15 protein-coding genes are annotated in these 12374 nt (G+C 53.1%); 7 read left to right on the top strand and 8 right to left on the bottom strand.

The features are described from left to right. Positions 1-38 precede the first annotated feature (38 nt). The 5 genes from purB to rluE all read right to left on the bottom strand — a co-directional run bounded on the left by purB (position 39) and on the right by rluE (position 4569). Positions 39-1409 carry an adenylosuccinate lyase gene (gene purB, locus JWF83_RS16050; RefSeq protein WP_413651368.1) on the bottom strand — a complete coding sequence of 457 codons (1371 nt, stop codon included), beginning with the start codon at positions 1407-1409 and terminating at the stop codon, positions 39-41. Between the two features lie 51 nt (positions 1410-1460). Next, positions 1461-2102, bottom strand: coding sequence for a high frequency lysogenization protein HflD (gene hflD / locus JWF83_RS16045; protein WP_413651367.1), 642 nt, complete (start codon positions 2100-2102; stop codon positions 1461-1463). A gap of 167 nt (positions 2103-2269) precedes the next feature. Next, a complete protein-coding gene (gene mnmA / locus JWF83_RS16040) occupies positions 2270-3376 on the bottom strand; it encodes a tRNA 2-thiouridine(34) synthase MnmA (protein ID WP_413651366.1) in 1107 nt (368 codons plus the stop codon). Between the two features lie 38 nt (positions 3377-3414). Further along, positions 3415-3891 (bottom strand): NUDIX domain-containing protein, encoded by a 477-nt coding sequence (locus tag JWF83_RS16035; RefSeq protein ID WP_413651365.1) that lies wholly within the window; start codon positions 3889-3891, stop codon positions 3415-3417. 45 nt (positions 3892-3936) lie between these two features. After that, entirely contained in the window at positions 3937-4569 is a 633-nt protein-coding gene (rluE, locus tag JWF83_RS16030; protein WP_413651363.1) for a 23S rRNA pseudouridine(2457) synthase RluE, read from the bottom strand. A gap of 132 nt (positions 4570-4701) precedes the next feature. Between rluE and icd the strand changes: the two genes are divergently transcribed. The 3 genes from icd (at position 4702) to JWF83_RS16015 (ending at position 7192) form a co-directional block, all read left to right on the top strand. After that, a complete protein-coding gene (icd, locus tag JWF83_RS16025; RefSeq protein ID WP_413651362.1) occupies positions 4702-5952 on the top strand; it encodes an NADP-dependent isocitrate dehydrogenase in 1251 nt (416 codons plus the stop codon). 252 nt (positions 5953-6204) lie between these two features. After that, complete coding sequence (locus JWF83_RS16020) at positions 6205-6645, top strand: DUF805 domain-containing protein (RefSeq protein ID WP_413651360.1); 441 nt, start codon at positions 6205-6207, stop codon at positions 6643-6645. A 313-nt stretch (positions 6646-6958) separates the two neighbouring features. Continuing rightward, the gene (locus JWF83_RS16015) at positions 6959-7192 is read left to right on the top strand and encodes a DUF1272 domain-containing protein (protein WP_413651359.1); all 234 of its coding nucleotides are present in this window, start codon (positions 6959-6961) and stop codon (positions 7190-7192) included. 46 nt (positions 7193-7238) lie between these two features. Here the strand turns inward: JWF83_RS16015 and JWF83_RS16010 are convergent, their stop codons facing one another. After that, on the bottom strand, positions 7239-7718 hold the full coding sequence (locus tag JWF83_RS16010) for an OsmC family protein (protein WP_413651357.1): 480 nt from the start codon (positions 7716-7718) through the stop codon (positions 7239-7241). 200 nt (positions 7719-7918) lie between these two features. Between JWF83_RS16010 and JWF83_RS16005 the strand changes: the two genes are divergently transcribed. After that, positions 7919-8077: a YnfU family zinc-binding protein gene (locus JWF83_RS16005; protein WP_413651355.1), complete on the top strand. Its 159-nt coding sequence runs from the start codon at positions 7919-7921 to the stop codon at positions 8075-8077. Positions 8078-8214: 137 nt separating this feature from the next. Here JWF83_RS16005 and JWF83_RS16000 read toward each other — a convergent pair whose 3' ends face one another. Then, positions 8215-8568, bottom strand: a complete 354-nt coding sequence (locus tag JWF83_RS16000) for a hypothetical protein (RefSeq protein WP_413651353.1) — start codon at positions 8566-8568, stop codon at positions 8215-8217. A gap of 167 nt (positions 8569-8735) precedes the next feature. Here JWF83_RS16000 and JWF83_RS15995 point away from each other — a divergent pair, with 167 nt between their 5' ends. Further along, positions 8736-9233, top strand: a complete 498-nt coding sequence (locus JWF83_RS15995; RefSeq protein ID WP_413651352.1) for a hypothetical protein — start codon at positions 8736-8738, stop codon at positions 9231-9233. Between the two features lie 16 nt (positions 9234-9249). Here the strand turns inward: JWF83_RS15995 and JWF83_RS15990 are convergent, their stop codons facing one another. Then, positions 9250-10206 (bottom strand): AraC family transcriptional regulator, encoded by a 957-nt coding sequence (locus tag JWF83_RS15990; protein WP_413651503.1) that lies wholly within the window; start codon positions 10204-10206, stop codon positions 9250-9252. Positions 10207-10329: 123 nt separating this feature from the next. Between JWF83_RS15990 and JWF83_RS15985 the strand changes: the two genes are divergently transcribed. Both JWF83_RS15985 and JWF83_RS15980 read left to right on the top strand, forming a co-directional pair. Beyond that, positions 10330-11526 (top strand): MFS transporter, encoded by a 1197-nt coding sequence (locus tag JWF83_RS15985; protein ID WP_413651350.1) that lies wholly within the window; start codon positions 10330-10332, stop codon positions 11524-11526. A gap of 99 nt (positions 11527-11625) precedes the next feature. Beyond that, positions 11626-12057 carry an OsmC family protein gene (locus tag JWF83_RS15980; protein WP_413651348.1) on the top strand — a complete coding sequence of 144 codons (432 nt, stop codon included), beginning with the start codon at positions 11626-11628 and terminating at the stop codon, positions 12055-12057. Positions 12058-12374 lie beyond the last annotated feature (317 nt).

Here is a 12374-nt window from a genome sequence, read left to right as displayed (position 1 = left end):
AGGTTAACACAGGCCGACTTGCGCCGGCCCGTCAGGGATTATTTCAGATCGTCAACCATCTGAATAGCGCGTCCAATATAGTTAGCCGGCGTCATCTGCTTCAGGCGGATTTTTTCCTCTTCCGGCAGCGCCAGGCTGTCGATAAAGGTTTGCATACCTGCCGCATCAACGCGTTTGCCGCGCGTTAACTCTTTCAGCTTCTCATAAGGCTTTTCGATACCGTAACGACGCATCACGGTCTGAATCGGCTCCGCCAGCACTTCCCAGTTATGATCCAGCTCATCCAGCAAATGGTCGCGGTTCACTTCCAGTTTGGAGATACCTTTCAGCGTGGCCTGATAGGCGATCAACGCATAACCGACGCCAACGCCGAGGTTACGCAGTACCGTCGAGTCGGTCAGGTCGCGCTGCCAGCGGGATACCGGCAGTTTGCTGGCCAGGTGCTGCATCACGGCGTTGGCCAGACCGAGGTTGCCTTCAGAGTTTTCGAAGTCAATCGGGTTAACTTTATGCGGCATGGTGGAAGAGCCAATCTCACCGGCAATGGTTTTCTGCTTAAAGTGGCTTAGGGCGATATACCCCCAGACATCGCGATCGAAATCGATCAGGATGGTGTTAAAACGCGCCATACAGTCAAACAGCTCGGCAATATAGTCGTGCGGTTCAATCTGCGTGGTATAGGGGTTCCAGGTGATACCCAGCGAGGTGACAAAGGCTTCACTCAACTGATGCCAGTCAACTTCCGGGTAGGCAACAATATGCGCGTTGTAGTTGCCGACCGCGCCGTTGATTTTACCCAGCACTTCAATGCGCTCCAGCTGACGTAGCTGACGCTCCATACGGTACGCCACGTTCGCCATCTCTTTGCCTAAGGTCGACGGGGTGGCGGGCTGACCATGGGTACGCGAGAGCAGGGGGATATCGCGATACTGCTGCGCCAGGTCTTTCACTGCGGCAATCAGTTGCTGCCAGTACGGCACTACCACATCGCGGCGCGCGGTTTCCAGCATCAGTGCGTGCGACAGGTTGTTGATATCTTCTGAAGTACAGGCGAAGTGGATAAACTCCGATACGGCATGCAGGGCGGGCACCGCGGCGACTTTTTCTTTCAGAAAGTATTCAACCGCTTTGACATCATGGTTGGTGGTGCGCTCGATGGTTTTGATACGCGCGGCGTCATCCTGAGTGAAATTGGCGACAATGGCGTCAAGGTAAGCGTTTGCGTCGGCATCAAATGCAGGAACTTCCTTGATCTCTGCGGTCGCGGCCAGTTTCTGTAACCAGCGAACTTCAACCTCAACGCGGAACTTCAGCAAACCGTATTCGCTGAAAATAGCGCGCAGCGGGCTGACTTTGTCGCCGTAACGACCATCGACAGGTGAGACGGCGGTCAGAGAGGATAATTCCATCAGTGCAACTCCTGGATCGTTTAACAAGGTATTGGGCTGAACAACCCGGCGCTATTCGGCCGGGCTGATATTGGCTAAAATTCTTTTTGCCTCGCCAGCAAGGCGATTGCGGGAAAACATTAACTGCAGGCGGCCACCGCCAACCTGCTGCCACAGCACCGCAGAACGAATGCCTGCGAGCAGGGTGGCGCGCACTTTGCTCTGAATCTGGGTATTCTGCAACACCGCCGGTGAGCCGGTAACCTGAATACGCGGTCCGAGCGGGCTGATCACATCGACATAAATCGCCGCCATGGCGCTCATTATGGTGTCAGACGCCAGATCATAATGCGCCAGCTGGCGGTCAAGCTGGGAGATGCGCCGCGACAGTTCATCCAGCGCCGATTTATTACTATTCAGCTTGCGCTCCAGCACCATCAGACTCAGGGTATAACGCGTCAGTTCGGCGCCGAGCCCCTGCCGGGTGTTGGTGTTAAGGATCGCCAGCATGCTTTCCAGACCGAGGCGCAGGTTGGCTTCGTGATTACCATACACCGCCAGGGTCGAAGCCGGATTTAAATCGAGTAAACTTTGCAGCGAAACTTGCAGCGTTTCGCTGTCGCAATGTCCCTGATGCGCCAGTTGCTGCACCAGATGCGCCGACTGGCAAATGCCAGCCATCGCTAATGTAATATCGTAATAATTCTTAGCCACGGTGACTCCTGTTTACGCGTCGGCGCTTCTTACATGCCAGGCAAATCGTTAGCACGGGCGGCATAAATGCCGCCAATATGTACATTGCCAATTTTTTGCACGGGCGGCATAAATGCCGCCAATATGTACATTGCCAATTTTTTGCACGGGCGGCATAAATGCCGCCCCTACAGTAGCGGTAAGCGCTCTTCAATAATGCCGCCGCCGAGGCAGACATCACCCAGATAAAAGACGGCTGACTGGCCGGGGGTAACCGCGGCAACAGGTTCGTCAAAACGGACTTCAATACCATCGTCGTCGAGCGGCGTGATCAGGCAAGGAATATCCGCCTGACGGTAGCGGGTTTTCACCACGCAGCGCAACGGTTCACGCAGGGTCTCACGATCCACCCAGTCCAGCTGGCGGGCAATCAGGCCGACCGACATCAGACGCGGATGGCTGGCGCCCTGCGCCACCACCAGCAGGTTACGGGGGACATCTTTGTCCACCACATACCATGGATTGTCGTTGCTCTCTTTCATGCCGCCAATGCCCAGCCCTTTGCGCTGACCAAGGGTATGATACATCAGCCCCTGGTGTTCGCCGACGGTCTGCCCCTCAGTGGTGACAATCGCGCCCGGCTGCGCCGGCAGGTAGCGGCCTAAAAAGTCGCGGAATTTGCGCTCGCCGATAAAACAGATACCGGTAGAGTCTTTTTTCCTGGCGGTGATCAAATCCAGCTGTTCCGCAATGCGGCGGACTTCCGGTTTCTCCAGTTCGCCAACCGGGAACAGACTTTGCGCCACCTGCTGATGGCTTAAGGTATAGAGGAAATAGCTCTGATCTTTATTGCCGTCGAGACCACGCAGCAGCTGGCTTTTTCCGTCCACGTCCTGGCGGCGCACATAGTGGCCGGTGGCAATGAAATCGGCGCCAAGATCTTCTGCGGCAAACTCAAGGAAGGCTTTAAACTTAATCTCTTTATTGCACAGGATATCCGGGTTTGGCGTCCGGCCTGCTTTATACTCTTCAAGGAAATGTTCGAACACATTATCCCAGTACTCAGCGGCGAAGTTCACCTTATGCAGGCGCATCCCCAGTTTGTCGCAGACCGCTTGCGCATCAGCCAGATCTTCAGCAGCGGTGCAGTACTCCTCACCATCATCTTCTTCCCAGTTTTTCATAAACAGGCCTTCGACCTGATAGCCCTGCTGTTGCAGTAACCAGGCGGAAACGGAAGAGTCGACGCCGCCGGACATCCCGACGATCACTTTTTTCTGGCTGTTGTCAGACATCACGTACTCACGATAAGGAATAAAACAAGCGGCGTATTCTAGCACGCGTCGCGGGCGGGCGCACCCTCGCAAAACGGCCATTGAAACGCCTGTAACACGCTCAGCGGATAGCGTTCAGCGCTCTGCCAGAGACGCACGCTTTCTGCTACCAGCGGTGAGCGTAAATTGTCCGCCTGCAGGATCTGCTCAGGCGGCAGCCACCAGCAACGGTCAATATCGCTATCCTGTGGCGCGGTGGCAAGCCGGGAGGGCAAATCGAGGGCGAAAAGCACGCGCAGAAACGGCGTGTTATCGGGCGCAATCCACTGATGAATCCGCAGTAACCACTGCGGCGACGCCTGAATGCCGGTCTCTTCGTACAACTCGCGTTCGGCGGCCTGGATCAGGGTTTCATCCGCCTCCAGGTGTCCCGCCGGTTGATTCCAGGTGGCCACGCCGTCAATGGTCTCTTCCACTACCAGCAACTGACCTTCTGCGTGCACCACACAGGCGACGGTAACATGCGGTTTGAACATGGTTTCTCCATAATGATTAGGCTGTGGCTAACGATGTCAGCGCTTTTAGCCGTTAAATTCAGCGGTGATATCACGCCATTCGCCGGGCTGCAGATCCCCCAGCTGTAACGTGCCGATGGCCTGACGAATCAGGCGCAGCGTCGGGAAGCCGATATGCGCCGTCATACGCCGTACCTGGCGATTACGGCCTTCATACAGCGTTATTTTCAGCCAGCGGGTAGGAATCGCCCGGCGTTCACGAATCGGTGGATGACGTGGCCATAGCCATGCCGGTTCCGCGACCAGTTCAACACCCGCCGCCAGGGTCGGGCCATCTTTCAGCGTAACCCCGTTACGCAGCGGCTGCAGATCCTGCTCTGCGGGCGCCCCTTCAACCTGGACATAATAGATTTTACCGCTGTTGTTACCCGGCTGCGTCAGCCTGGCCTGCAGCGCGCCATCATTGGTCAGCACCATTAACCCTTCGCTGTCGCGGTCGAGACGACCTGCGGCATATACGCCGGAAACCGGAATAAAATTTTGCAAAGTAGGGCGTCCGGCCTCGTCGGTGAACTGGGGCAGCACATCAAAAGGTTTATTAAAAACCAGCACCCGGCGCGGGCCTTGAGTGGCTCGTGGAGTCGCAGCGGTATGGCTGAATCGTTTAACGCGGTGATTTTTAACAGGAGTTTTACGCATGGTCTTTGCAGTTTATGACAATTAGCGCATTATAACGCAAAACCTGTGGTGATTGGCGCGGAGTTAATATTCGAGTAGTATTGACGCGCATCTTACAAGTCATTAACAAAAAAGCGCTCGAAGGAGAGGTTAATGGAAAGCAAAGTAGTTGTTCCGGCGGAAGGTCAAAAAATCACCCTGGATCAGGGAAAACTGGTTGTACCCAATAACCCGATCATTCCTTTTATTGAAGGTGATGGTATTGGGATTGATGTTTCACCAGTGATGATCAAAGTGGTTGATGCCGCTGTGCAGAAAGCCTACAACGGCGCGCGAAAAATCTCCTGGATGGAAGTCTATACCGGCGAGAAATCTACCCAGCTCTATGGTCCGGATGTCTGGCTGCCAGAAGAAACCCTCGATCTGATTAAAGAATATCGCGTGGCGATTAAAGGCCCGCTGACCACCCCGGTCGGTGGCGGTATTCGTTCTCTGAACGTTGCCCTGCGCCAGCAACTTGATCTCTATATCTGTCTGCGTCCGGTACGTTACTACCAGGGCACGCCAAGCCCGGTTAAACGTCCGGAAGATACCGATATGGTTATTTTCCGCGAAAACTCAGAAGATATCTATGCGGGTATTGAGTGGAAAGCGGGTTCTGCAGAAGCGGACAAAGTGATCAAATTCCTGAAAGACGAAATGGGTGTGAAGAAAATCCGTTTCCCTGAGCAGTGTGGTATCGGTATTAAGCCATGTTCAGAAGCAGGAACCAAACGTCTGGTGCGTGCGGCCATCGAGTATGCGATCACTAACGATCGTGACTCTTTGACCCTGGTGCACAAAGGCAACATCATGAAATTCACCGAAGGTGCGTTTAAAGATTGGGGTTACCAGCTGGCTCGTGAAGAGTTTGGTGGTGAGCTGATCGACGGCGGCCCATGGCTGAAAATCAAAAACCCTAATACCGGCAAAGATATCGTAGTAAAAGACGTGATCGCCGATGCCTTCCTGCAGCAGATCCTGTTACGTCCGGCCGAATATGACGTTATCGCCTGTATGAACCTGAACGGTGACTACATTTCTGATGCCCTGGCGGCACAGGTTGGCGGTATTGGTATTGCCCCGGGCGCTAATATTGGTGACGAGTGTGCGCTGTTTGAAGCCACCCACGGTACCGCACCGAAGTATGCCGGTCAGGATAAAGTGAACCCAGGTTCAATCATCCTGTCTGCAGAAATGATGCTGCGTCATATGGAATGGTTCGAAGCGGCCGACCTGATCGTGAAAGGTATGGAAGGCGCTATCGCGGCGAAAACCGTGACTTACGATTTCGAACGCCAGATGGACGGCGCTAAACTGCTGAAATCTTCAGAGTTTGGCGATGCGATGATTAAGCATATGTAAGATTGCTGCACCCACCTGCGGCCGGTTGGAAAAGTCATTTCCGGCTGGCCGCAGGTGTTTTATCTGCTTTTGCCAAAACTCCGCCAAAATCCCCCCTAAAAAAACGAGTTAATAAATGTACCGTCATGACGCTACCGCGTAAAATAGCGCAATGGTATATGTGTTACGCAACAGCGCCTGTATCATAAATGACTATTCAATCGTTCTCAGCCTTACCACAGGTTAACGAGAAGAGATCACATAAGGAATTGTATGAATACGATTATTGAAAGTTACCTCAATTGCTTCCGAAAATATGCCACTTTCACCGGGCGTTCTAATCGCAAGGAATATTCTGTTTTTACTATTGTAAACACGGTGTTATCTACTGTTTTTTCTTTTATTCCTGTTTTTAATTGGATATTTGGCTTGCTTATTTTTATGCCAGGCATCGCTGTGTCTGTCCGCCGCGTACATGATTTAAACAAATCCGCCTGGTGGCTGTTTTTCCCTTACTCAATGATATTTATCTTCGGTATTGCTATCGGCATCACCGATAACATTGATGCGAGGCTATTACTTCTCACGCTGATTATTCTTTCTTGTATCGCAATGTCTGTGTGGTTGTTGTTTTACCGTGGCACTAAGGGAAGAAACTGTTTTGGCGATGAGCAAGAGAGCAGTAAAAACCACTCTGTAGATGCGAATATATGAATCTATTCAGGAAATAATTTCCAGTCAGGGCTGGAAAGGCTAAATGACCTGCCCCTCATACATTATTAACACAATGTGATGGTAGCAAAGTTCACTTCTGCCAGATAGCCGCTTTTAGCCAGCACGAACAGGCGGCTATCAGTGAGGGGTAGGCATAACATGGCGATATATTAGTTAATTGGCATCGGGTCACTTCGCCCATTCGGCTTTTAGCCATATCGTCCTTTTTCCACCGGTTATTGTCTTAATCTGGACTGGTAAAATAGCGCCGCTGGCGTAATTATCTGTCTACCGCCTGTTGAGGAGAGATGAAATGCTGGAGCTAAGACCTAATTGTGAAAGCTGTGACAAAGACTTGCCGCCGGAGTCGCCATCAGCAAGAATATGTTCTTTTGAATGCACCTTTTGCGTGGATTGCTGTGACGGGCATCTGCAGGGCGCCTGCCCCAATTGCGGCGGTGAATTGGTGCGCCGGCCGATCAGACCGGCGAATAAACTGGCCAGCTTTCCGGCATCAACGCAACGGGTGGGGCAGCAGTACCAGTAAGACATCGCGTCTTGTTGCTATCACCGCTATCCACGCCAGGCCGGGGTTAATCCCCGGACTTCACGATCGTCGGGTTATGCTCTACCGGGAAATTAACCGAGCGGGCAATAAAACACATTTCATGGGCTTTGTGATGCAGCGCGATAGCGACATCTGGATCGGAGTCGGCACTGATGGTGATGGCAGGATTGAGTGTCACCTGAATAAATTGTCCCGCGCCGCCCGCTTCTTCTTCCATAATCCCTTCAGCATGGTCTTCATACGCCAGCACGTTAACGCCTGATGCGGCGCACAGTCCCAGATACCATAGTTTATGACAGGCGGAGAGGGAACCGACCAGCAGATCCTCCGGATTCCAGCGCGAGGGATCGCCGCGAAAGGCGGGATCGGAGGAGCCAGCAATATCCTGTTTGCCCGCCGCGCGCAGCAGATGGTCGCGACTGTATTCTTTATAACTGCGGGTGCCTGAACCGGTATTGCCACTCCAGATCACATCAACGTGATAAGCGTGATTTTTACGTTTCAATTTTTGCTCCATGCCAGCATAGCTGCTTCAGTGAACATCATTATAACCAGCTGCCGGCGCGCTATCGATACAAATCACAGACTGCTGCGGCTTTAGCGCATAGCGATAAGCCTGAAAACACATATATAAAGCAAGGTTATTTGATTAACTTACGTACAATGATGATATAATGACCCGCATTCCTTGAAAAGGTTGAATATATGTCGTACTTCACTGACGTGATGGCACGCATCAAGACAATGAGTACCAATACAACATGTCCTGTATGTGGGAAAAAATCCAAACAGTCGATAACTAAGCTGGCGAAAGAGCAGACGATGGTCTGTCCGCACTGTAAATCGCTGTTCGTTATTCATTAATATCACTATTTTCCATGGGGTATTTATGCTGGCTAATTATCCTGTGTCCCTGGCGGTTTTGCGTCACCTTCGGCGCCAGGCGCAACCTCTGTTCCGCTGCCAGCATTCGCCGAATAACACCCTTGGTTTGCACGCCGTCAGGCAATATGCAGCACCGCGCCGGGGATCTTCAGTAAATCAAACAGCTCGATCTGACTTACCGCGGAAATATCCCGGGTAAAAGTGGCACTACTGTATTGTAGCGACGTCACTCTGCCTAACTGGCGCCAGACAATAATCGCCGGCACAATCAGTGAACAATGTTCATCGCTCTGCATACAAAGCAGAGTGTAATGCCAGCGTTCATCCAGTTCATTGGAAAAAAACTGGATGGATGCGGCAGGCAGCAGTGCGCGAAGGTCTGGCAACAGTACCTCGCTGACACCCCAGGAAAGTCGTAATGTTAAACTGTGCTGAATCAAGGTATTGTCCCGGGTCGCTGAGTGTTGCATAGATACGTCATATCCCTCCTTGTAATGGAAAACGCTGCAGATAGCCATTAATTCATCTGATCCGCAGCGTTTATCTGGCGCTAATGCTGATGGCGTGAGCGTTTTTTAAAAGTCACCCGGCGGGCGCTGTGTTAGCGTAAAAAAAATACCTCTACCGGAGCCGCAGTATGCCAATACACCGGGTGCCCTATATTAACCATAATATGCTATCGCCGCTGATGGCGATGGGGCGAATCTGCAATAATATGACCCATAGCCTGTTTGCTGAAATCAGAAAGATAGTGAATGCCCCGGCCGCCATCGACGTGAAGCTAAGCGCTGAAATCAGAACTAATCGGCAATTAGCCCAAATTGCCAGCATTGATCAGACCACCAGCGCGGCTGACCGCTACAGGCTGGTCGGCATCAGCGTCACGGCAATAAATAATTTTCGCGGCAGTGATGACGCCAGAAATAAAATCTCGTCGTTATCGGCGGCAACAAAAAATCGAATGACGGATATCTGTCATCAATATCCGTTAAAGCGCGATCACCTGCAGAATATTTATCAACAGCGCGGGATGGAATTTGTCCGAAGTGGCAACCATGGCGCCATCATTGACGCGCAATATTATGCCAACGCCATTGGCCTTGGCATCGAGTTGATTAACCGAAAACCCCTGTAGCATTGCATGGCGCCGGTCAGAACTGCGGGGCCGCTGACTTCGTCCGTAAGGCGCCAGGGTTTTTACCGTTGATACGTTTAAACGCACGGCTAAAAGCGGCCAGCGAACCGTAGCCCAGACGCCAGGCTACCGTGTCAATCGCTTCGCCATCCTGACTAATCCACTGTACCGCCAGTTGCATACGCAGTTCAGTCAGATAGCGCAGTGGCGTCATACCGGTGACGGTTAAAAACCTTTCCGCGAACACGCTGCGTGAACTACCCATTTCCGCTGCCAGTTGCGCCACCGTCCAGTTTCTCCCCGGGTCGCGATGGAGCGCCACCAGCGCTTTCCCCAGCCGCGGGTCGCGCAGCGCCTGCAGCCAGCCGGCGGTGTTGCCACAGCCATTCTCTACCCATCCACGCACGATAAAAGCCGCTACCACATCCGCCAGCCGGGAAAGAATACCAGCATAACCCGCACGTCTGGCCTGCGACTCGCGCTCCATGGCGTCAAGCATCGGCTGGACTTCGGGGTATTGATGTATCAGGGTACTCACCAGCATCAATTCCGGCATCGCCCTGATCAGCGGCTGCATACCGCCTAAATCAAACTCCATGCAACCGCTGAAAATCAGGCTGGCTGGCGCGCTGGCGGATTTTTCTGCACAGGCGTTGATACAGCAGACATTACTGCATATCGCTATCGCATCGAAGGCGGTGATATCAGTCGCCGGAACATCCGGGGAAGAGAGCAGCAGGTGATCGACCCCCTGTGGTAACAGCACGGCATCACCGCTGTTCAACGTCCACAGTTTGCCACTGCCGGTACGCAGCAATACCGGACCACGACTGATAAAATGAAATTGTGCACGCCCCGGCGCATTGGCAAAGTGCATGCCAAACGGCCCGGCCATCTCAATGCGTTTGTACTGCACCCCCAGCAGGCGCATGCCCAGCAGCAGTTCACTGGCCAGATCATGGCTATCGGTTATCTCTGACATCGCGCGCTCACTTATTCCGGACGAATAATCAATAATTACGGATTTTACATCATAGACCATCCGGCGCCAGCCTTTTACGCTGTGGCTTAATCTAAACCAGATGGGATATGACCAATGAACCGTGCAAATCACCTGAGTGCAACTGCGGCGACCGGGCAGAAGCCAGCCTGGGGAGCGGTGTTCTCCATGACGCTGGGGGTTTTTGGCCTGGTTACCGCTGAATTTCTCCCTGCCAGCCTGCTAACGCCGATGGCGACCAGCCTTGGCGTTGGTGAAGCATTAACCGGACAGGCGGTCACCATTACCGCCGCAGTGGCATTACTAAGCAGCATCGTCAGCGTCAGCGTAACCAGAAATATTGACCGCCGCTGGGTTTTACTGGCGTTCTCGGTGATGCTAATCGCCTCAAATTTGCTGGTGGCTTTCGCCACACAGCTGTCATTTATTTTTATCGGACGGGTGCTGCTGGGGGTTGCGATTGGTGGATTCTGGACGCTCTCTGCCGCCACGGCGATGCGGCTGGTGCCTGCGGCATTAATCCCGCGGGCATTATCAATTATTTTTAGCGGCGTCTCCGTGGCGACCATCGCGGCTGCGCCGCTGGGAAGCTATTTCGGCGAATTGATTGGCTGGCGGAATGTGTTTATCGCCGCCGCCGCGATTGGCGTGCTGGCGTTGATCTGGCAGATCGCCAGCCTGCCGAAAATGGCGCCGCTGGCCAGCGGAACGGCAGGTAATATTTTTACCGTGTTAAAACGTCCCGGCATTCAGACGGCGATGTTTGCCGTTATCCTGGTGTTCTCCGGACATTTCGCCTTTTTCACTTATCTGCGACCATTCCTCGAAAATGTCGCCGGCATCGGCGTCAATGGGCTATCGGCGATCCTGCTCGGTTTTGGCGTCGCCAATTTCGCCGGCACGCTGCTCGCCGGGGTCCTGCTGGAGCGTAATCTGCACCTGACGTTGATGATGACGCCGCTGGTGATGGGCGTCATGGCGCTGGCGCTGGTGCTGCTGGGATTTGCCCCGTTTGTCGACGCGCTGCTGATTGCGCTCTGGGGCATGGCGTTCGGCGCGGTACCCGTCGGCTGGTCAACCTGGCTAACGCGTACCATGCCGGATGATGCTGAAAGTGGTGGCGGATTGATGGTGGCGGCGGTGCAGCTGGCGATTACTGTCGGTGCGGCTGCCGGCGGCGCAATATTTAATCTTGGCGGCGCGAAAGGCGTTTTTATTGCCAGTGCGCTGGCGCTGCTGATTGCTGCTGTGACCATTTTCGTCGCACTGCGGCCCAGACCGGTGATGGCGTAGTGTTACCGCAGTCAGGCCTGGGCGCTTTCCCGCTGACGCCATCATTATGCTGAGAACTATCTATACTGAAAGTTCATTCAGTAGCAACCGGAGGATCAGATGACCATTCATAAAAAGGGACAGGCTCACTGGGAAGGCGATATCAAACAAGGCAAAGGTTATATTTCGACGGAGAGCGGGGCGCTGGAGCAGCAGCCCTACGGTTTTAACACCCGTTTTGAGGGTAAAACCGGCACCAACCCTGAAGAACTGATTGCGGCCGCACACTCGGCCTGCTTTTCGATGGCGTTGTCACTGATGCTGGGAGATGCCGGTTTTGTTGTCACGAGTATTGATACCACGGCCGATGTGTCGCTCGATAAAGTTGACGGCGGCTTTGCTATCACCAAAGTGGCGCTAAAAAGCCAGGTTAAACTGCCGGGCATTGATCACGGCAGCTTTGACAAGATTATCAATCAGGCTAAAGCCAACTGTCCGGTGTCAAAATTGCTGAAGGCGGAAATTACCCTTGAGTACCATCTGGACAACTAATATTGTTACCGGCGCGCCTCTTTGAGGCGCGTATTGAGCGGAAATTGATATCGCCTGTGGCGGCGGCTTGCTAAAATCTCCCGCGACTATCCAGCCCGGTTATTTATCTGCAGAGCATGAATATTACGCCGGAAAAGCCGGCCGCATTTTTCCGTACTGATGGTTTCCGATGCCCGATGCAGGCATGCCATAAGACACTCACGCTAATAGCGGCAAAAATGCGTGGCATAAGGCAAAACATTAGCCAGTAAGGCCTTAATTTATCTGACCTGTTATCAATAACAAATGGAGCTTGTTATGACCTCTATCGAAAGAAC

Source organism: Pantoea sp. B65 (genome assembly GCF_047308185.1).
Lineage (GTDB): Bacteria > Pseudomonadota > Gammaproteobacteria > Enterobacterales > Enterobacteriaceae > Erwinia.
This window is presented reverse-complemented; position numbering and strand designations above follow the sequence as displayed.

Coding starts and splice junctions, on each gene's coding strand:
- purB (WP_413651368.1), bottom strand. CDS start 1,409: ATGGAATTATCCTCTCTGACCGCCGTCTCACCTGTCGATGGTCGTTAC.
- mnmA (WP_413651366.1), bottom strand. CDS start 3,376: ATGTCTGACAACAGCCAGAAAAAAGTGATCGTCGGGATGTCCGGCGGC.
- JWF83_RS16035 (WP_413651365.1), bottom strand. CDS start 3,891: ATGTTCAAACCGCATGTTACCGTCGCCTGTGTGGTGCACGCAGAAGGT.
- rluE (WP_413651363.1), bottom strand. CDS start 4,569: ATGCGTAAAACTCCTGTTAAAAATCACCGCGTTAAACGATTCAGCCAT.
- icd (WP_413651362.1), top strand. CDS start 4,702: ATGGAAAGCAAAGTAGTTGTTCCGGCGGAAGGTCAAAAAATCACCCTG.
- JWF83_RS16020 (WP_413651360.1), top strand. CDS start 6,205: ATGAATACGATTATTGAAAGTTACCTCAATTGCTTCCGAAAATATGCC.
- JWF83_RS16015 (WP_413651359.1), top strand. CDS start 6,959: ATGCTGGAGCTAAGACCTAATTGTGAAAGCTGTGACAAAGACTTGCCG.
- JWF83_RS16005 (WP_413651355.1), top strand. CDS start 7,919: ATGTCGTACTTCACTGACGTGATGGCACGCATCAAGACAATGAGTACC.
- JWF83_RS16000 (WP_413651353.1), bottom strand. CDS start 8,568: ATGCAACACTCAGCGACCCGGGACAATACCTTGATTCAGCACAGTTTA.
- JWF83_RS15995 (WP_413651352.1), top strand. CDS start 8,736: ATGCCAATACACCGGGTGCCCTATATTAACCATAATATGCTATCGCCG.
- JWF83_RS15985 (WP_413651350.1), top strand. CDS start 10,330: ATGAACCGTGCAAATCACCTGAGTGCAACTGCGGCGACCGGGCAGAAG.
- JWF83_RS15980 (WP_413651348.1), top strand. CDS start 11,626: ATGACCATTCATAAAAAGGGACAGGCTCACTGGGAAGGCGATATCAAA.